The sequence below is a fragment of the Anditalea andensis genome, from assembly GCF_000714815.1.
In the GTDB taxonomy this organism is placed as follows: domain Bacteria; phylum Bacteroidota; class Bacteroidia; order Cytophagales; family Cyclobacteriaceae; genus Anditalea; species Anditalea andensis.
In genome coordinates this window covers 212,978-233,833 of the sequence record NZ_JMIH01000028.1, presented here as the reverse complement: position 1 = coordinate 233,833, position 20,856 = coordinate 212,978, and the positions used below count along the sequence as shown (strand labels likewise).

Sequence of the window (20,856 nt, the reverse complement as noted above, 5' to 3'; positions counted from 1 at the left end):
ACAGGTTATGATCATTAAAAACAAATTATAAACAGATGAATAGGATAGTAATATTACTGTTATGGATAGGGAGCATAGGATGTGTGCAGGGACAGGATTTCCATTTTTCCCAGTTCTATGCTGCACCCCTTTATTTGAACCCGGCCTTTACCGGATCTACAGAGATGACCCGTATGGGAATTAACTATAGGAAGCAATGGCCTGGGCTGGAATATGATTTCAATGGTTATGCGGCTTTTATAGATCATTACAGTTTTGATCTCAGAAGCGGTTTTGGGCTGGCAGTCCATAGTTTCAATGAGCAGCACATGAATTTGTCCTCTACGGAAATATCGTTTCTGTATTCCTATAACCTGTCACTATCTGATACCTGGAATTTGAGAATGGGTAGCCAGACGGCCTATGTAATGAAAAATGGCATGTTTGACAATGCTATGTTTGGGGATCAAATAGACGTGTTCAACCGCACCATACAGCCTGGCTCTTTGGATTTTCTTAACCAGATAGACCCTTTCAATTATCTGGACCTGTCATTTGGATTTTTGCTGACCACCCCAGATGTATGGCTGGGAGGGAGTGCCCACCATGTAAACAATCCCGCGATCCGCTACGCAGGAGAAACCCGCCAGGATCTTCTAAATGCCAAATTCAGTGTACATGGGGGAGTTCAGTTTGATCTGGAACCGCAGGGCTATTGGGATACGGGTAATGAAAAAAGCATGACCATAATGGGTAATTATAAAGCGCAGGGACCATTTTCCCAATTGGATGTCAGTACACAAATGCTGTATAACCAATTGATCATGGGGCTTGGATTCCGGGGGATTCCTTCCAATAACAGTATCCCAAATCAGGATTCTATCATTTTGCTGTTTGGGGTAAGCCTTGATGATGGACTGGTGTTTGGCTATAGTTATGACTGGATGATCAGTAATGTGGGAACCTACACAAAAGGCTCGCATGAATTTTCGATGCGGTATCAGTTTCTGGCCGGTAATCCAAGGTTAAGAAACAGGAGAGATAGGGTGCTGAAATGTTTTAAATCGCTGATTTAGCAAGGGGAATAAAGGACAGAATGAGAATATACCTATAAGGCACCTAATGAAATGAATTGATTACCAATATTAAATGGATAAAGAAAGAGAAGTTTGTATCAGGGTTCAGCCGGAATTAAACCCATTACTTCTCCATTCATAAATTGGCCCTTTTATTTCCATTACATGATGCATGGCAGGGGGGAAACTATCATTAGATCAAATGCTGATCAGAACACCTAAATTCCAAAAATGGCATATAATTTGACAATAGGCCAGAAATTATCACCTAAAATTTGACCGGATTAAGTATATTTAAAAGTTTTTTACCAAATAATCTAAAATAAGCCCATTTAACTGCTTTTATCATTCTGTTCAAAGCTTTTAGAACAGTATAATCAGAAAAGCATTGATAACAAACCATATAAGCTTATATTTGTCATTTATAGCCGTGTCTTATTTTATTAATTGTGACATAGATATAGACTGCTAATTCTTAAAAGAGCTTTATGGTGCCAGTTAGGCTTTTAAAAATATATAAAACCATCAAACAGCGCATGACCTAAGAAATACAAAAAGGGATGCGCTGAGGGCTATAGGGGTGATCCCTGCTAGATATCCTCCCGACCTTTTGTAGAAAAAAGTTATGACCATTGAAAAACAAATTATAAACAGATGAATCAAGTATGACGGATGCGTCCCTTCCAGGGATGTCCCTCTCCCCCCGATAGCTATCGGGGAAACCCATGCTGGTTTCGTGTTACCATTAAAAGACAAATTAAATACACATGAAAATTTCCAAAATTTGTTGTATCGGCGCTGGCTATGTAGGCGGCCCTACCATGGCGGTGATCGCCCAAAAATGCCCTCACATTCAGGTAACAGTAGTAGATATCAACCAGGCCAGAATAGATGGATGGAATGATGAGAACCTGGAAAACCTGCCGGTATATGAGCCGGGCCTTGATGCCATAGTAGCTGAAGCCAGGGGCAGGAATTTATTTTTCTCTACAGATGTCAACAAAGCCATCAAAGAAGCTGAAATGATTTTTATCTCTGTCAATACACCAACCAAAACGTATGGTGAAGGTAGGGGACAGGCAGCAGATCTAAAATGGATAGAGCTTTGTGCCAGACAGATCGCAGCTGCTGCAGAATCTGACAAAATAGTAGTAGAAAAATCCACCCTTCCGGTAAGGACCGCGGAGGCTGTTAAGGATATTTTGGACAATACGGGTCATGGCAACAAATTCCAGATCCTGTCCAACCCTGAATTTCTGGCTGAAGGTACCGCAGTGGAAGACCTGCTGGCCCCAGACAGGGTATTGGTGGGCGGCGAAATGAGCCCTGAGGGAAGAGAAGCCATGCAGGCTTTGGTAGATATTTATGCTCACTGGGTACCGAGAGAAAGAATTTTGACTACCAATGTATGGTCATCAGAATTATCCAAGCTGACAGCCAATGCCTTTTTGGCCCAGCGTGTATCTTCCATCAATTCCATCTCTGAATTATGTGAGCGTACGGAAGCGGATGTATCTGAAGTGGGCCGTGCAATCGGTGCTGACAGTAGGATAGGTCCTAAATTTTTGCAGGCTTCTGTAGGCTTTGGCGGTTCCTGCTTTCAAAAAGACATATTGAATTTGGTATATATCTGCAGAAGGTTTGGCCTGATAGAAGTAGCGGATTATTGGGAGCAGGTGATCAAAATGAATGATCACCAGAAGGCAAGGTTTGCCAAAAACATCATCAGCCACCTTTACAATACGGTGAGCGGAAAAAAGATAGCCATGCTCGGCTGGGCATTTAAAAAGGATACCAATGACACCCGTGAATCAGCGGCCATCTATGTAGCGGACCATCTCCTCAGGGAAAATGCCAAACTATGTATCTATGATCCCAAAGTAAGCAAGGAGCAAATCTTAAACGATCTAAACTATCTGAATACCCGTACGCCGGAAGAAAATGAGGCCATGGTAGAAATAGTCACTGATCCATATCAGGCCTGTAAAGACAGTCATGCTATTGCTGTTTTGACTGAGTGGGATGAGTTCAAGGATTACAACTGGGATATTATCTACAGTTCGATGCTTCAGCCGGCCCAGCTTTTTGATGGCCGTAACTTCCTGGACCATGACAAACTGCAGGAGATCGGATTCAGAACGTTTACCATCGGAAAGATCATCCCTCCGGTAAAGCCTTATAAAGAGGTACTGAATGCTTAATCTCATAGTGCTTAGTATTTTAATATAATTATAAAAGCCACAGCATTCCGCTGTGGCTTTTTAATTCTATTATGCTTCCCTACATCCATATCCTTAAGCCATATGATGCAATATTAATCTACGTTGCCATCTTGATAGGATTAATTATATAAGGATAGACCATGGTGGGGTAAGTGGATAAATCACCTATAGGATGCAATCAATTATTTGATTGCTTTTTTGTAGGTCGGTTATACTGAATTATTTACACTTTCCGATTTAGTCATTTTTTATCAAGACTAATCCATACTTTAATGTTTGTATTGGTGCTAGGAGATAGATAACGCAGTTAATGCTTTTATATAGCCGTATCGTTGCGCTTTAGGTCGTCAATGAATGCGTTTATTAAATTAAGATTATCCGCTTGATTATTTGATGTATCTAAATATAAAATAGGAATTCCCCTCTGACTTAGAATATCATTTATAATTCTTCTTCTTTTCCTGCTGAGAATGAGAAAATCCATTATTTCATGATATTGTAAAGTTTTAAGCATTTTAGGGTTCTTATTGCGATTAATCAATCTTTTCGCATTTTCATTAACTTCCAGGTCTAAATAAATTATCGCATCAGGTAATGGAGTGATGTTTAAAATTCTAGAAAGATCTTCTTTTTCATCTTTGGTATGGTCATGTTTATTGACTAATCTCCCGATATGGTGCAAAAAACCTTCATCCAAAATCACGAATTTGTCAGAAGCTGCTTCTTTAATATATTGAACTCGTTCTACTACTCTGGAAAAATACGATATGTTTTCAAATCTGAAGTCAGTGTTGTTGTAGGCGAATTTTTTATCATTGATGAGTATGTTTAAAAACAGATCAATAAATTCTTTATTGTTTTCTATCATGCGGAACCTAGCTTCTCTTAATGGAGCAGGATCTATATAATCTTTAAAATAGTATCTGTAAGAACTTAAAACATACCCCTTCAAGCTGGTCCTTGATATTTTCAATCTAGGGTATAAATAATCAGAGATAGTCCAAATACTATCTTTTTTCCTTATTTTCTTTAAATTATCTACAATAGTAGATTTACCAACACCGTTAGTGCCACATATTTCTATCCACTTGGCCATTATACCTTTAATTATTAGTATTTCGATTAGACTTCCTGCAGTGCTATCATTTGCTTAAATTTTGGTGAGCGCTCCATCAAATGCATAAAGCTTCCTTCATCTATTATCTCTCCTTTATCAAGTATTATAATACGATCAGCATGTTTTATGGTAGATAACCGGTGGGCAATTATGATTATAGTGCATTTTCCATGCAGTTCTTTAATGCCACTTTGAATGACTCTCTCTGTTTCTGAGTCCAAAGCCGAAGTAGCTTCATCTAATATTAAAAGCGCTACCTGTTTATACAATTCTCGCGCTATCGCGATCCGCTGCTTCTGGCCTCCACTAAGATTTATGCCATTATTACCTAATATAGTATCTTCTTTATCTAAAAGTGCATTTAAGTATATGTCCAAATGTGCTTGCCTAATAGCAGTATTAAATCGGTTTATATTATCCGGTGTTTTATCTGCCCAAAAAGTGATATTATTAAAAATCGTATCATTGAATATAGCTGGTTCTTGTGTTATGTATCCTATTTTTTGTTGATATGAATTAAGATTAATTACCCTTGAATTTACGCCATCTATTAACAATTGCCCATCATTTAGTGGCAAAAGTCCAGTAATAATATTTACCAATGTGGTTTTTCCACTGCCGCTTTCTCCAACGAAAGCTATGGTTGAATTTTTATGGATGCTTAAATTTAAATGTTTTATAATGACATGATTGGAATATTTAAGGGTAGCGTCCTTAAGTATTATATTTTCTCGCAGACTGCTTATAGTTAATTTTCCTTTAGTTTCTTGTGATTTTTTTAGCTCAGTTTCGAAGTTTGTCATATTATCCAAAGACCCTGATACCGATAAGAAATCATTGTAATAGGTCTGCATCAGAATCATAGCGGTCAGCGCCCGGTAAAAAAACAATAGGCTTATCATGATTGTACCAAAGGTCCCATTAAGCAGCTCAATTTGTATCAGGATTACAACACTCACTATAATGATTAATATAGGTTCTCTTATTGAACTGGCAACAGCTCCCAAATTTCCTATTTTTCTGTTTTGACCTTCTATGTAATTAATACTGTTCAGCAATTTTTGATTGTACCTTTCAATATATCCTGTAGACTTTAAATATTTAAAATTTGAAACCATTTGTAGGATTAATCCTTGATATAGATTAGATCCTTTTGTCACCTTTGAAGAAGAAGTTTTTGTTGACTTATATATTTTTGTATATAGTACACTGGTTAACACACCTCCCGTACATATCAATAAAGCAAATTGTGCCTCCACAAAAAATGCAAAAGACATGTACACTATAATTAGCACTATTTGCTTGAATGCTTCAAAATAACTTTCATAGGCTTTAGAAATCTTACTTACTTCACCGGTAAGGGTATTTTGAATTCTACCCGGGTTAGACAAAATAAATGATTTATACGACATTGTTGTCAGGGAATTTGAAAGGCTGACTCTTATAGCTTTAATAAAAAATTGTTTTAAATATACGGCGTATACACTGCTCAAATAAAATAAGATTCCTTTTAATATAAAAAACAGTGACATTACCATTAAAATATTTTGAAGTGTCAAGCTCAAATTCAACTTGACCATTCCGTCTATAAGAAAATCCAGATTTCCAAGACCTGATATGTCGTTGTTTGCAGAATTCTCTGCAATATGCAATAAGGGTAGGAACATGGCCAAGCCAAAACCATCCAAAATACCTACGCTTAAGCTTAGCCCCATGCGTATAAAAATTCTGAACTTTAATCGATTGTAAAAATATATAAAGTGGGTAAAGTTATTTTGAAGATATGATTTTATTATATTTTTAATAATTTTCATTTTAAAATTCTATATCGGTATGATGATTAAAAGAAATTAATCACAAATATGGTTTTCGTTTTAGGGAGTAATATTGTAAGTTGGTTATAATGATTTGGATATAATACTGAAGCAATGAGGTAAAGTATATGATCCTCTTCAAATGGATACCAACAATGTTTTATCCCGATCAATAGTTACAGATAGCGTATTTTTTTGAAAAGATGAGCCTAGAAGATAGTAAAGTTACAAATTTAGGTACAGGTTTCCGAACTTCTTCGTCCTTTCAGGATGATTCCAATTATGCTAACCAATCTTATAATTCACTATTATTGATATATTATTTTAACAATTAAAAAATTAATCATTCATCGGGTTGATAGGGGTACAATTACCGAAATTAATGCGTTTTTATGATTCGGCTGTAAAGAAGACATTATTTAATGATCCCCTATTAGCTTTTGAGGAAACTGTATATTAACTAATTTATTTTAGGCAGATTATATTTTTTTGAAATTAGGAATATTTATGCTTAATTTTGCAGTAAAATACTTTTCTATGGTCGTTTTCTTATCTACACTTACCGCATTCTTTTTTGGCTTTTTGGTAACTCCGATCGTTATTTTTTTCTTTCGAAAAAATAATATGCTCGAAATTCCTGGAGGAAGAAAAATTCATAAGGAGTCGATTCCTTCTATGGGGGGAATAGGGATCATGCTGGCCACGTTTATTGGTCTGGCGGCATGGTTGAGCCTTGATCAGTTGGCCTTTACCCGGTACCTGCTCATCGCTTTGGGCCTGATGTTCACACTTGGCATGAGAGATGATCTGGTGGAGCTGACGGCTATTCAGAAGTTGTTAGGTCAGTGTGTAGCGGCATTGTTGGTAGTGATCATGGCGGATATCAGGATTACCGGTTTTTATGGATTTGCAGGGATCCATGAACTGCCGCTGTTCCTCAGTTACGGGCTGACTTTTCTCACGATTATCGTCCTTACCAATGCTTTTAATCTCATCGATGGACTGGATGGGCTGGCCGGAACCATCAGCACCATAACACTCGCTTTTTTGGGTTGGTGGTTTGTATCTGTAGGATTGTTCCCCTACGGAATCATTGCTTTTACCATGGTAGGTGCCATATTGTCTTTTCTGATCTATAACTGGCACCCTGCTAAGATATTTATGGGGGATACGGGTTCGCTGAGCATCGGCTTTATGCTTTCAGTGTTGGTGATTCTCTTTATTGACAAAAACGGGACCATGGTGCCTATACAGGGTTTGACCTTTAATGCTCCCATTGCCTCGGGGGTGGCGCTGCTCATAGTACCGATATATGATACCGCTAGGATCTTTGTCAAAAGGGTGAGTAAAGGTAAATCCCCTTTAGCCCCAGATAAAAGTCATGTGCACCATTTTTTGATGAGGATGGGCTTTTCCCACGATAAAGTAGCTTATATTCTGGGTGGCACTAAATTAGGTTTTATAGGCCTTATGTTTTTGGGACAGTCCTTTGAAGACCATTATATGTTGCCGGTAGTCATTGCCCTTGCCTTGACTTTAGGTATTATCCTGGATATATACACCCTTCAAAAAGTAGTGAAATTCAACAAAAACTCACCAACCGTACTTTCTAAAAGGAGAACAAAAAAGGGGTACAAAAAACCCCATCTTTCCCATGACATATTTGACAGGGATAAGTTCAATGTCAATTAGCTTAACTTTTATCTTGATATAGCAGTAGTTCTATGTTATTGATCCTTTAAAACGCATATTCTTAATGGTTTACGCTTAACTTTATCTACCTTTTTTTATCACAGCCAGATGCTGTTCCACGGGTATTTTTACAGGATCTCCTACCGGATCATAATATATGTCTGGACTGCATTAGGACAGGACGGGCTTTATTTATTTACTAGATTTTAATGAAGATCTAATCGCCAGGGCGTAGGTTAAACCGATTTTTGTACAGCTGACGTATTTATCTTTAAGTCATTGGTCTCCGGCAGCAATGGAAGTGGTGCCATCTAAATGTCAGAAAACCCTTCAGGTCCGGTGATTAGCTTAACGCTCCCCATTCATTTACCAGAATCCCTAGCTGCTGGTTCCCTTCAGGAGAAACTATCAATATACTGGCCCAAACCTATGGCTGTTTACGTTTATGCTATGGGATTTATTCGCTTTTCTCCCTTTCTAAGCTTAAATTAGCCCTGCAATTTCATTTAGCATTTATAAACTAACCATACGTTCATGTCAATAAGAATAGAAAAAGATACCATGGGGCCTGTGGAAGTTCCCGCAGACAAATTTTGGGGAGCACAGACGCAGCGTTCTATCAATAATTTTAAAATAGGGGGCGTAAGGAACCAGATGCCCATCGAGATCATAAGGGCTTTTGCCATCTTAAAAAAATCAGCGGCTTTTGCCAATGCGGAACTTGGCGTATTGGCCCAGGAAAAAGCAGATACCATCGGACAGGTATGCGATGAAATCCTGGAAGGCAAACTCGATGATCAGTTTCCACTGGTGATCTGGCAGACAGGTTCGGGTACGCAATCCAATATGAACAGCAACGAGGTGATCGCTTACCGGGGCCATGTCCTCTTAGGTGGTAATCTGGAAGATGAAAAAAAGAAGATCCACCCCAATGATGATGTAAACAAATCCCAGTCTTCCAACGATACCTTCCCTACCGCAATGCACATCGCTGCCTATAAAATGGTAGTGGAAACAACCCTCCCTGGCATAGAAAAACTGAAAAATACGCTAAAGGATAAGTCAGAAAGTTTTATGGAGGTGGTCAAGATAGGCAGGACCCATTTTATGGATGCTACCCCGCTGACCTTAGGCCAAGAATTTTCGGGATATGTGGCCCAATTGGAATATGGAATTAAAGCCCTAAAAAATACGCTGCAGCATCTATCGGAACTGGCCCTGGGAGGCACAGCAGTAGGTACCGGACTCAATACCCCTAAAGGATATGCCGAACTGGTAGCCAAAAAGATAGCTGAATTTTCCGGACATCCATTTGTAACAGCTCCCAATAAATTTGAGTCGCTGGCCGCACACGATGCCATAGTAGAAACCCATGGGGCTTTAAAGCAGGTGGCAGTAAGCCTGATGAAGATAGCCAATGATATCAGGATGCTTTCTTCCGGTCCCCGGTCTGGTATAGGTGAAATCCTCATTCCGGAAAACGAACCCGGTTCTTCTATTATGCCAGGAAAAGTAAATCCTACCCAAGTAGAAGCAATGACCATGGTCTGTGCACAGGTAATGGGCAATGATGTGGCCATATCCATCGGCGGTTCCAATGGACATTTTGAGCTGAATGTATTCAAGCCCATGATGGTCAATAACCTGCTTCAGTCAGCCAGGCTGATCGGTGATGCCTGCATCTCTTTCAATGATAACTGTGCTGTAGGAATAGCGCCTAACCATGGCGCCATTAAACAGCATTTGGAGAATTCCCTTATGCTGGTGACTGCTTTAAATACACATATAGGTTATGAAAATGCTGCGGCCATAGCTAAAAAAGCACACAAAGACGGCACTAGCCTTCGTGAAGCGGCCATAGCTTTGGATCTTTTGACGAGCGAACAGTTTGATGAGTGGGTAAGACCAGAAGATATGATCGGAGGATTGAAGTAAAGAAAGTTAGATGGATTAAAAAGTGATCAGTATGCGGAACCATCGCTTACTGATCACTTCTTGTTTTTCAAACCGTAATTCTTCATTTGCTTTCCAACTGAAAATATGATTAGGACCGCAGCAAGACCCCTTTTATATTTCTGTTTATTTTTTCCGCTGCTCCAGTACCTTATCCAGTACATCTTTTAGCGGTACGCGCTTACCATCTTCATAGGGAACAATCCAGGCATCCCTTACGCCTGTCCTGCGTAGGTGTTTTTTCAATTTGTTGGCTTCGTCATAGAAACGGAAGTTGCCTATGACATATTTTTGCCAGTGGCTGTCCTCTTCATATATCAAATTGGGACTGCTGCCAAAGGCATCCTGGAAGTCATAATCCTTAAAGGCTCCTATCTGTACCCTGAAAACTACACCTCTGTCCCACTGGTCTTTTTCTTCCTGAAATTTTTCCAGTGATTCATTTCGGGTTTTCAACGCTGATTCCAGCCGGGTGATTTCATTTTTGAGCGCAGTAAGCTGATTATCCTTGTCCTGAAGTTCCTTTTGAAGCTGACTGATAGAACCGGAGAGCGCTGAAATTTTTTCCTTCATCTCTGCCTCATGTGCTTTGATCTGCTTTAAGTCTTCAGGGGACATCTTCCTTAATTCCTTTCTCCATGTCCTTCTTTCCTGTTTGGTCATTTGTGCCATCAAGGGAGATATGGTCCAAAAAGTAGAAAACCACAGGAATAATAAAAGGACAAGGGTTCTAAAAGCCATATAATAAAACCTATTGGAGTAAAAATAGATGTATGATCATTCTAAAATACGAAATTAACTGTGAATACAGCAAAATCTGCTCCTAATTTTCCTTTACAGTTCCATTCCCTATATTATATGGCAAATATAAAATAGGAATTACCCCACTTTGCTAATTGGCTGCGAAGAATTATTGTTGGCCTGGACCGGGTTCCTATCTGAGGGATACCTTTGGAATATAGCGTGATAACGAACCTGCTTCCTGCTTCTATATGAATGAAGATACCGGTCAGGTCAGCTATTGGGAGACAATGTGGACTTAAATTCTTAAAATCAATCTTATATTTTTTACATTTACGCGCCAATCTTTAGTAATTTAGTCTTTATGGAATATAGGTGGAAGGTAAAGCAACAGGCAGATGAGGACAGTGTATCTGCTCTGAGTAAGGAAATCAATGTAAATCCTGCACTGGCCAATATTCTAGTGAACAGGGGAGTGGACAATTTCCAAAAGGCAAAAGATTATTTCCGGCCTGACCTGGACAAACTTCATGATCCTTTTTTAATGAAGGATATGGACAAGGCTGTAGACCGGATCCTATGTGCCATTACTGCGCAGGAAAAAATCCTGGTATATGGAGATTATGATGTGGATGGCACCACTTCGGTAGCGTTGATGTATGGGTTTTTAAAAGAATTCTACGACCATGTCAGTTTTTACATACCCGATAGGTATAAAGAAGGTTATGGTATATCAGAAAAAGGGGTAAGGTTTGCAGCAGAGAATAATTTCGGGCTGATTATTTCTTTGGACTGTGGTATCAAAGCCTTAGAGAAAGTTCAGCTAGCCAGTGAACTTGGAGTGGATTTTATTATCTGCGACCATCATACACCGGGAGAAGAGATCCCAAAGGCGGTGGCGGTACTGGATCCCAAAAGAAAAGACTGCGACTATCCTTATAAGGAGCTGAGTGGCTGTGGTGTAGGGTTTAAGCTCATACAGGCATTTTCTATGCGAACTGGTAGGGATATGGCTGCCCTTAACACCTTCATGGACTTACTGGCAGTAAGTATCGCTGCGGATATCGTGCCTATCACGGGGGAAAATAGGGTGATGGCCTTCTACGGGCTTGAGCGGATCAACAATAATCCCCGCCCTGGTCTCAAAGCGCTGATGCTGAGAAGCAGACTGGTAAAGGATATTGATATCACGGATATCGTATTTAAAATAGGGCCGAGGATCAATGCCTCTGGTAGGCTCGAGCATGCTAAAGCTTCTGTGCAATTGCTGATATCCAAGGATCTCAGTGATGCGGTGAGAAGGGGTGAACTGGTAGAGGAGGTGAATGCATCGCGGAAAAATTTCGATGAAAACATCACCAAAGAAGCTATACAGATGATCATCGAAAGAAACGCCATACAGCCATATAAAAGTACAGTTCTTTTTAAACAGGATTGGCATAAAGGAGTGATCGGTATAGTGGCTTCAAGATGCATTGAGCAGTTTTATCGTCCGACCATAATCCTTACCGAATCAAACAACAAAGCTACCGGCAGTGCCCGCTCTGTTTTCGACTTTGATATCTATGAGGCCATCAGTGAATGCAGTGATCTGCTGGAGCAATTTGGCGGGCATAAATATGCGGCAGGTTTAACTTTGTCTGTAGATAACGTGGTGGCATTTCAGGAGAAGTTCGAGAAGGTGGTCAGTGAGCGGTTACTGGACATACACACCAGGCCTGTGTTGGAAATTGACGATGAGTTATTATTGGACCAGATCAATTATAAGTTTTATAATATACTGAAACAGATGGCTCCATTTGGCCCCGGAAATCCTGAGCCGATCTTTTGTTCCAATCAGGTATATGTGGATAATATTAAGATTTTAAAGGATAAACACCTAAAATTTGACATAGTGCAGGATGGTCAGGTCACACGTCCTACGTGTATAGCTTTTGGTTTTGCCGAATATTATGATATGCTGAACAGTAAAATGAGGTTCAATATCGCCTATGAGATTCGGGAAAATACTTTTAGAAATACCAGTAGCCTACAATTGTACGTAAAAGATATTAAATTTGACTGATTATGATATTAAAGGCAGATAACCTGGTAAAGATATACAAAGGAAGAAAGGTAGTGAACGATATCTCTGTGGAAGTGGGGCAGGGGGAAATAGTCGGATTGCTGGGGCCCAATGGTGCTGGTAAAACGACTTCTTTCTATATGATCGTCGGACTGGTAAAACCAAATTCGGGCAAGATATTTTTAGAAGATAGGGACATTACCGCCCTGCCTATGTACCGTAGGGCCAAGCTAGGGATAGGGTATCTGGCCCAGGAAGCCTCGGTTTTCAGAAAATTATCTGTAGAAGAGAACATATTGGCTGTACTGGAGATGACCAATCAGCCCAAATCCGCCCAAAAGGAGAAAATGGAAAGCCTCCTCGAAGAATTTAGTCTCACACATGTCCGCAAAAACCTGGGTATGGTATTGTCCGGGGGGGAGAGGAGGAGAACAGAAATAGCGCGCGCGCTTGCTGTTGACCCCAAATTTGTATTACTGGATGAGCCATTTGCAGGCGTAGATCCCATAGCGGTGGAGGAAATACAGACCATAGTGGCACAGCTTAAGAACAAAAACATTGGGATATTGATCACCGACCATAATGTAAATGAGACATTGAGCATTACAGACAGGGCATATTTGATGTTTGAAGGTAAATTATTAAAGGCAGGAACAGCAGAAGAACTTGCCGCTGATGAGCAGGTAAGGAAAGTGTACCTAGGTAAGCATTTTACCTTAAAAAGGAAAATATAGCTATGGAGATGATCAATACTTTTATGACCTGGATATTCCGAAACAGGATAGGTCAGATAGAAAACTTCATGAAAAACCCCATAGAGGTACAGCATGAATTATTTTTAGACCTGATACATACTGCCAAGAAAACCCGTTTTGGCAAAAGCTATCATTTTGATGAAATCCGGTCTTATCATCAGTTTGCCAATCAGGTACCGGTCCATACCTATGAAGAGATGAAACCATATATCGATAGGTGTATGACAGGCGAGCAGAACGTCATCTGGCCTACAGAAATCACCTGGTTTTCTAAATCATCCGGGACTACTGGAAGCCGGAGCAAGTTTATTCCGGTGAGTGCTGAAGCCTTGGAGGATTGCCATTTTAAAGGGGGTAAAGACATGCTTTCCCTTTATGTCAATAATTATCCCGAGACAAAACTTTTTAACGGAAAAGGATTGACCATAGGAGGAAGTTATCAGGTTAACCACCTAGACGGTACCAAAAACAGTTATTATGGAGATGTTTCAGCAGTACTGATGCAAAACCTTCCCATGTGGGTGCAGTTTGCCCGTACCCCTAGTTTGGAAGTAGCATTGATGAGTGAGTGGGAAGCAAAGATAGACCGGATGGCGAAAGAAACCATGGATGAAAATGTAAGCAGTATAGCAGGTGTTCCTACCTGGGCTATAGTTTTGCTTAAACGCATCATGGAACTGAAAAAGGCTTCTAATATCCTGGAGGTGTGGCCTAATATGGAAGTGTTTTTTCATGGAGCTGTTGCTTTTGGTCCTTATAGAAAACTTTTTCAGGAATTGATCCCTTCTACTAAAATGCACTACCTGGAGACCTATAATGCTTCGGAAGGCTTTTTCGGTATTCAGGACCAGAAAAATTCAGATGAGTTGCTCCTGATGCTGGATTATGGCATATTCTATGAATTTATCCCTATGGAGGAGTGGGACCGGGAAGATCCTAAAGTCATCCCGCTGGAGGAGGTAGAGCTTGGTAAAAATTATGCCCTCCTCATTACTACTAATGCGGGTCTTTGGAGATACAAGATAGGGGATACGGTAAAGTTTACCAATACCTCCCCCTATCGGGTTAAAATATCCGGGAGGACCAAACATTTTATCAATGCCTTTGGTGAGGAGGTAATTGTCGAAAATGCCGAAAAGGCCATAGAAAAGGCTTGTATGGCCACAGAGTCCTCCATTCTTAATTTTACCGCTGCTCCTGTATACTTTGAGGGGCTGGAGGGAAAGGGTACCCATGAGTGGATCATAGAATTTCAGACACCTCCCAAAGACAGGGAAACGTTTATCACACATTTAGATGAAAGTCTACGTGATATAAATTCTGACTATGATGCCAAAAGGTATAAAGATATAGCATTGATCCGCCCAAAGGTTCATTTTGCTGAAAATGGGTTATTCGAAAAATGGCTCAAAGCTAAGGGTAAACTAGGTGGCCAAAACAAAGTGCCCAGGCTGTCCAATAACAGATCATATATTGATGAATTGCTGACATTGATGTAAGCAATAGCCATCCTCAGGATTTATTGGCCCAGATTATTTAAATGGAATGGCTCTTTGAGGTGCTTTTTCTCCTTGGCTTATTTTCTAAACTTGATCGTACAGCCAATAGCTTTGGTACTGGTCTGTGCTATCTGCCTGTTATTGAGTACCGCATCCATTGCATCTTCTACATATTTGTCGTTTGCCTGTCCGGCTTCCCGGTAGTTATTGTCAATCGCACCTATATATTTTACCATATACTCCTTTCCCTGCCTCTGCAGCAGGTATACTTCAGGCGTTCTGGTAGCCCCGTAGGCTCGCGTGATTTCCTGGGTTTCATCATAGAGATAGGCGAACGGGAAATTTTTATCATTTGCTCTTTCCTGCATTTTCTCGAAACTGTCCCCTGGTGACAAGGTTTTGTCATTTGGATTGATGGCAATGACAGGATATCCCTGAGGGGCATACTTTTTATGAAGTTCAATCATCCGGTCCTCATACGCTACTACGTATGGGCAGGTGTTGCAGGAAAATATAACCAAAAACCCTTTGGCATCTGACTGTGAAGCCATGGATACCATTTCTCCGCTCACATCTTTTAAACTGAAGTCCCGGGCTTTATCCCCTACTTTATAGCCCTCTTTATTTTGTGCCACCAGGCTGCCAACAGAAATAATCATCATCAGGGAATAGAACAGTATAAGTTTGGTGTAGGGCATATTGGTTTATTTTAGGGTATTGATGATGGATAATAATGTTTCTTCACTCATTTCTCCTTCATGGAAATGTTTTTTTCCATTGGCATCTACAAATAAAGTAGCCGGTATGGCCCCGGACCAATCCTGATGGACCTTATCTATCCATTTGTTGTAATCAATGTCATCCAAAAGGTATACTGGGGCTTGAATGTTTCTTTTCTTGATAAAATTAGTGACCCTTTCTGTTTTTAGGCCATCATCCAAAGAAATGAAGTACAAGGCAATATCACTGTCTTCATTATTTACTTTTTCAAAATGAGGCATTTCTTTAATACAGGGCGCACACCAAGTGGCCCAAAAATTATATACCCTTAGCTGGCTGGAAGGGGTGTTGACCATTTCTTCAAAAGTCTCATAACTGATGACGGTGAGATCATTTATTGACACTTCCCGTGGGTACAGGGGGGTAAAGAGAATAGTCAGTGTAATCAATGTATTTGTCAGGAAATTCATAATGTAGAAATTTAACAGCGAACCTGTAAATATGTTTTTTTTGACATTTAATAGTACAGGAATTGCATTCGGTAAGCATTAATTAATTGTTAAATTTACTTGATTTTTGTTACTTCTTTATTGAGCAGAATATAATTCTTTTTTACGAAAAATTAAGCCATTATGTTAGATGAAACATAATGGGATAACCCGTAGTGAAAAATGTATAAAATCCCCTTCCAATTACACCTAGATGGGTATTGAAAATTCCTATACTTTTTTATCCACATTTATCAACACTTATCCACACCCTAAATTATATGATTCATAAACATCTGTATATCAAATTGTTATAAGCCTTTATTTGATCTATAAATTTGTGGATAAAACACTGAGAATGAATTTTTTAAAAAAATCTTTACTGAATATTAGGTGGATAAGCATGTGTTCAGAAGAAAATTTTTAGGTGCTTATATGGGTTTTGTCTAATTTTTTTTCTTTTGATTAGCAGGCAGATCTTATTGAAAAAAACCTAAATTATGGCATGTTATGAAATCCATGGGCCGGACTTTGAACCTCACGCGTTTAACAATTATTTAACCTGTTGATATTTAATTAATTGAGTAGCTGCTAAGGGCAGTTCATAAATTTTTAGCTTCGTTCCAGTATACATCCATTTCGGCTAGGGTCATATTGGAGATATCTTTGCCATTCTTTTTGGCTTCCTGTTCGAGGTATTGAAATCTTTTGATGAACTTAAGATTGGTTTTTTCGAGGGCTTCTTCGGGGTTGATATCTATAAATCTGGCATAATTTATCAGACTGAACAGCAGGTCTCCAAATTCACCTGTAGCTTTTGCTTTGTCCATCTTTTCAGGTTCAGACACGTTGAATTCTGCCTTAAATTCCTGCATTTCCTCTTCCACCTTTTCCCATACCTGTTCTTTGGCTTCCCAATCAAATCCTACACCTCTGGCTTTTTCCTGGATCCTCATGGATTTTATCAATGCGGGCAGGGATCTGGGGACACCACCGAGCACACTTTTATTCCCTTTTTCTCCCAATTTGATTTTTTCCCAGTTTTGTTTTACCTCCTCTTCATTCTCTGCCACTGTGTCCCCATAAATATGGGGATGCCTTCTGATAAGTTTCTCGATAAGGGCATCTATTACTGTGGAAATGTCAAAATCTTTTTTTTCAGAAGCTATCTTTGCATAAAAGATGATGTGCAGCAGGATATCTCCTAGTTCTTTTTTTATTTCTTCTGTATCTCCGTCCAAAATAGCGTCACTTAGTTCAAATGTTTCCTCTATCGTAAGGTGCCTCAGGCTCTCAATAGTCTGCTTTTTGTCCCAGGGACATTTTTCTCTCAGCTCATCCATGACGGTCAGCAGTCTGTCAAAAGATGCGAGCTGTAATTTTCTTGAATATAATTCTGACATGGGCTAATTGAAACTATAACTTATATGTGGACGTTTTGAAAGTATTACGTAAATTTGTGCAAATTAATTTGATATGACAACTCTATATTTGACTTTGGGTTTTATCGCTTTGTTCTTCATTATGATGTCTGTAAGGCTTCTATTTCTGAAAAACGGGCAGTTTAAAGGTACCTGTGCTTCTCAGAACCCATATCTCAACAAAACCGGTGAGGCCTGTGGCTACTGTGGTAAAACCATGGATGAGGGGGAGACCTGTGGCAACCCGGATTCGGAAGTAAACAAAGTATTAGCTAAATTCAAATGATTATTACTCTTTGGTCTAAATCCGAAGCTATTTTTATATTTAAATAACTTAAATTATTTCTTGCGTGGCATTAATAAAGTCGATTTCAGGTATTAGAGGGACGATAGGTGGAAAAGTGGGTGAAGGCCTTACTCCTGTCGATATAGTAAAATTCACATCAGCATACGGATCCTGGCTGGTAGAGAAAACTAAAAACCCCAAAGTGATAGTAGGCAGAGATGCCCGGATTTCCGGTGAAATGGTTTCCAGTTTGGTGATAGGTACCTTACAGGGTTTGGGGATAGATGTGATAGATCTAGGCCTGAGTACCACTCCTACCGTGGAGCTGGCTGTGCCTTTGGAAAAAGCTGGCGGAGGCATCATCCTTACGGCAAGTCATAATCCTATACAGTGGAATGCACTTAAATTACTTAATGACAGTGGTGAATTCATTTCGGATGATGAGGGTAAGGTCATATTGGAGAAAGCTGAAAAAGAAGCGTTCACCTTTGCGGAAGTAAGGAAACTAGGTAGCTACACCTATATAGATGACTATATCGACCGCCATGTAAAGCATGTGCTCGATCTTGAGCTGGTGGATAAAGAAGCTATAGCGGCCAGGAATTTTAGTGTAGTCATTGATTGTGTTAATTCTACAGGCGGGATTGCCCTTCCAAAATTACTTCGTGCGCTCGGTGTGGAGGTTATCGAAGAAATGTACTGTACACCTAATGGGGATTTTCCCCATAACCCGGAGCCTTTACCGGAAAATTTGAGGGATATATCCAGTAAAATCAAGAAAGGCAAATTTGATCTCGGCATAGTAGTGGATCCTGATGTGGATCGCCTGGCCTTCATCAATGAAGATGGAACTCCTTTTGGCGAAGAATATACGCTGGTGGCTGTAGCAGACTATGTGCTTTCCCAGACACCTGGTAACACTGTCTCCAATTTAAGTTCTACCCGGGCCCTGAGGGATGTGACTGAAAAACGAAACGGGGTCTACAATGCTGCTGCTGTAGGTGAAGTGAATGTAGTCAACAAAATGAAAGAAACTGATGCCGTAATAGGTGGTGAAGGCAATGGTGGAGTCATATATCCAGCGTCTCATTACGGTCGTGATGCATTAGTGGGTATTGGTTTGTTTTTAACCCACCTGGCTAAGTTTGGCAAGTCTATATCACACCTTAGAAGGACCTACCCCAGCTACTATATTTCCAAAAACAAGATAGAACTTACGGAAGAAATTAACGTGGACGAAGTTCTTCAGGAGATTAAGAGCAAATATAAAAAGCAGCCAATCAATGATATTGACGGTATAAAAATAGAGTTTGATAAAGAATGGGTCCATTTGAGGAAATCAAATACAGAACCTATTATCAGAATTTATTCTGAATCAGAGTCACTTTCTACCGCTGACCATTTGGCAAACAAAATAATCCTAGATATCAAAGAGGTCATTACCTCTGCTTCATAAACAGATGGCCGGCATGGCATGTAAATTTGCCGGAATCTATGCGTAATATAAGATCCGATATGAGAGTATATTTAGACAATGCAGCCACTACGGCTATGGATGACAGGGTAATAGAAGCTATGATTCCCTTTATGAAGGAGCATTATGGCAATCCTTCTTCTGTACATACGCATGGCAGGGAAGTCAGAACTGCCATAGAGCGCTCAAGAAAAAAAGTGGCTGAATTGCTGAATGCTTCTCCTTCAGAAATATTTTTTACATCTGGTGGTACCGAAGCAGATAATACGGCTTTGGTATGCGGCATAGATAGGCATAGTATCAAACATGTCATTACTTCCCCTATTGAACACCATGCAGTATTGCATACTTTGGAGGAATGTGCAAAGAAAGGTCATGTCAAATTAAGTATGGTGGAGGTAAATGAAGCCGGTGAGATTTCCATGGACCATCTCCGCACATTGCTACAGTCAGGTGATAAAGCAATGGTGTCTATCATGCATGCCAATAATGAGGTAGGTAATATCAATGACCTGCACGAAATAGGAGCTATCGCTTATGAAAAGGGTGCCTTTGTGCATTCCGATACGGTACAGACCATGGGGCATTATGTACATGATGTAAAACAAATGTCTGTAGATGCTCTGGTGGGTGCTGCTCACAAATTTCATGGACCTAAGGGTGCTGGATTTCTCTATGTAAGAAAGGAGAAAAAGATACTTCCGCTGATTCATGGGGGTGCACAGGAAAGGAACATGAGGGGTGGTACTGAAAATGTGATCGGAATCATAGGCTTGGCCAAAGCTTTGGAACTGGCATATGAAGACATGTCAGGTCACCGGCTTCATATAGAGGCATTAAAAAAGCACATGAAAGAAAAGCTGATTCAAGAGATCCCCGGAGTAACCTTTAATGGGCTTTCTGGTGATTTGGATAAAAGCCTGTATACCGTTTTGAACGTAAGCCTGCCACCGTCCGAAGAAAATTCAGGCATGCTTCTTTTTAATCTTGATCTACACGGCATCTCTGCCTCTGGAGGAAGTGCCTGTTCCAGCGGGGCTACAGTAGGTTCACATGTATTGAGAACCTTGGGCCATACTGCTGAAAGGGATGCTGTGCGGTTTTCTTTCAGTAGGTTCAATACAATAGAAGAAATTGACTATACCGTAGAAAAATTAAAAGAATTATATCCGGTTGAAGTATAGGCGGATGTGCTTAATTTGGATGCTGAAAAGGTTTTTTAAATCTTCAGAAAAAAATTAACATATTGATAACTTGTCGTTTAGGAATAATTGGATACTTTAGACTTTCTTTATCAAAACTTATAGTAAGATGAACCAGTTAATTCCTATTTCGATAGACGGAATAAAGCTCATTCAGCTATCACAACTCTCAATGGAGCAGTCCAATGAACTCAGGAACATTCTTCCTGCTGATAGCATAAAAAAAATGCTTTATCAGGGTCTGGAGCTTAATGACTGTATTCTTTTTGAAATCTATGAATACTGGTTGAGAAACCAGCAGTTTACCCTGAGAATAGAAGAAACGGTATATGATTTTTAGACTATGTCTAAA

17 protein-coding genes are annotated in these 20,856 nt (G+C 39.8%); 11 read left to right on the top strand and 6 right to left on the bottom strand.

What is annotated here, in order from left to right; genetic code table 11:
- Positions 1–35: 35 nt before the first annotated feature.
- Positions 36–1,055 carry a PorP/SprF family type IX secretion system membrane protein gene (locus tag EL17_RS20235; RefSeq protein WP_035078604.1) on the top strand — a complete coding sequence of 340 codons (1,020 nt, stop codon included), beginning with the start codon at positions 36–38 and terminating at the stop codon, positions 1,053–1,055.
- Between the two features lie 767 nt (positions 1,056–1,822).
- Positions 1,823–3,256, top strand: coding sequence for a UDP-glucose 6-dehydrogenase (locus EL17_RS20230; protein ID WP_051720224.1), 1,434 nt, complete (start codon positions 1,823–1,825; stop codon positions 3,254–3,256).
- A gap of 337 nt (positions 3,257–3,593) precedes the next feature.
- On the opposite strand, the gene EL17_RS20225 is transcribed toward EL17_RS20230, so the two are convergent.
- Positions 3,594–4,373 carry a hypothetical protein gene (locus EL17_RS20225; protein WP_035078602.1) on the bottom strand — a complete coding sequence of 260 codons (780 nt, stop codon included), beginning with the start codon at positions 4,371–4,373 and terminating at the stop codon, positions 3,594–3,596.
- Between the two features lie 26 nt (positions 4,374–4,399).
- Positions 4,400–6,208 (bottom strand): ABC transporter ATP-binding protein, encoded by a 1,809-nt coding sequence (locus EL17_RS20220; RefSeq protein ID WP_035078601.1) that lies wholly within the window; start codon positions 6,206–6,208, stop codon positions 4,400–4,402.
- Between the two features lie 624 nt (positions 6,209–6,832).
- Here EL17_RS20220 and EL17_RS20215 point away from each other — a divergent pair.
- Together EL17_RS20215 and fumC are read left to right on the top strand one after the other, a co-directional pair.
- Positions 6,833–7,900 (top strand): MraY family glycosyltransferase, encoded by a 1,068-nt coding sequence (locus EL17_RS20215; RefSeq protein WP_316932679.1) that lies wholly within the window; start codon positions 6,833–6,835, stop codon positions 7,898–7,900.
- 534 nt (positions 7,901–8,434) lie between these two features.
- Positions 8,435–9,835, top strand: a complete 1,401-nt coding sequence (fumC, locus tag EL17_RS20210; protein WP_035078599.1) for a class II fumarate hydratase — start codon at positions 8,435–8,437, stop codon at positions 9,833–9,835.
- 144 nt (positions 9,836–9,979) lie between these two features.
- Here fumC and EL17_RS20205 read toward each other — a convergent pair whose 3' ends face one another.
- Complete coding sequence (locus tag EL17_RS20205; RefSeq protein WP_035078597.1) at positions 9,980–10,594, bottom strand: SPOR domain-containing protein; 615 nt, start codon at positions 10,592–10,594, stop codon at positions 9,980–9,982.
- Positions 10,595–10,958: 364 nt separating this feature from the next.
- Here EL17_RS20205 and recJ point away from each other — a divergent pair, with 364 nt between their 5' ends.
- Genes recJ through EL17_RS20190 form a run of 3 tightly spaced genes read left to right on the top strand, consistent with a single transcriptional unit; the run spans position 10,959 to position 14,913 of the window.
- On the top strand, positions 10,959–12,659 hold the full coding sequence (gene recJ, locus EL17_RS20200; protein WP_035078595.1) for a single-stranded-DNA-specific exonuclease RecJ: 1,701 nt from the start codon (positions 10,959–10,961) through the stop codon (positions 12,657–12,659).
- A gap of 2 nt (positions 12,660–12,661) precedes the next feature.
- On the top strand, positions 12,662–13,393 hold the full coding sequence (lptB, locus tag EL17_RS20195) for an LPS export ABC transporter ATP-binding protein (RefSeq protein WP_035078594.1): 732 nt from the start codon (positions 12,662–12,664) through the stop codon (positions 13,391–13,393).
- Positions 13,394–13,395: 2 nt separating this feature from the next.
- Positions 13,396–14,913, top strand: a complete 1,518-nt coding sequence (locus tag EL17_RS20190) for a GH3 auxin-responsive promoter family protein (RefSeq protein WP_035078592.1) — start codon at positions 13,396–13,398, stop codon at positions 14,911–14,913.
- Positions 14,914–14,990: 77 nt separating this feature from the next.
- Here EL17_RS20190 and EL17_RS20185 read toward each other — a convergent pair whose 3' ends face one another.
- The 3 genes from EL17_RS20185 to mazG all read right to left on the bottom strand — a co-directional run bounded on the left by EL17_RS20185 (position 14,991) and on the right by mazG (position 17,524).
- Entirely contained in the window at positions 14,991–15,611 is a 621-nt protein-coding gene (locus EL17_RS20185; RefSeq protein ID WP_035078590.1) for a thioredoxin family protein, read from the bottom strand.
- A 6-nt stretch (positions 15,612–15,617) separates the two neighbouring features.
- Positions 15,618–16,103: a TlpA family protein disulfide reductase gene (locus tag EL17_RS20180; RefSeq protein WP_035078588.1), complete on the bottom strand. Its 486-nt coding sequence runs from the start codon at positions 16,101–16,103 to the stop codon at positions 15,618–15,620.
- Positions 16,104–16,723: 620 nt separating this feature from the next.
- On the bottom strand, positions 16,724–17,524 hold the full coding sequence (gene mazG / locus EL17_RS20175; protein ID WP_035078586.1) for a nucleoside triphosphate pyrophosphohydrolase: 801 nt from the start codon (positions 17,522–17,524) through the stop codon (positions 16,724–16,726).
- A gap of 73 nt (positions 17,525–17,597) precedes the next feature.
- On the opposite strand from mazG, the gene EL17_RS20170 reads away from it, so the two are divergent.
- The 4 genes from EL17_RS20170 (at position 17,598) to EL17_RS20155 (ending at position 20,844) form a co-directional block, all read left to right on the top strand.
- A complete protein-coding gene (locus tag EL17_RS20170) occupies positions 17,598–17,828 on the top strand; it encodes a hypothetical protein (RefSeq protein ID WP_035078584.1) in 231 nt (76 codons plus the stop codon).
- Between the two features lie 64 nt (positions 17,829–17,892).
- Positions 17,893–19,284, top strand: coding sequence for a phosphoglucosamine mutase (glmM, locus tag EL17_RS20165; RefSeq protein WP_035078582.1), 1,392 nt, complete (start codon positions 17,893–17,895; stop codon positions 19,282–19,284).
- Between the two features lie 59 nt (positions 19,285–19,343).
- Positions 19,344–20,486: a cysteine desulfurase family protein gene (locus tag EL17_RS20160; protein ID WP_035078579.1), complete on the top strand. Its 1,143-nt coding sequence runs from the start codon at positions 19,344–19,346 to the stop codon at positions 20,484–20,486.
- A 127-nt stretch (positions 20,487–20,613) separates the two neighbouring features.
- Positions 20,614–20,844 carry a hypothetical protein gene (locus EL17_RS20155; RefSeq protein ID WP_035078578.1) on the top strand — a complete coding sequence of 77 codons (231 nt, stop codon included), beginning with the start codon at positions 20,614–20,616 and terminating at the stop codon, positions 20,842–20,844.
- Positions 20,845–20,856 lie beyond the last annotated feature (12 nt).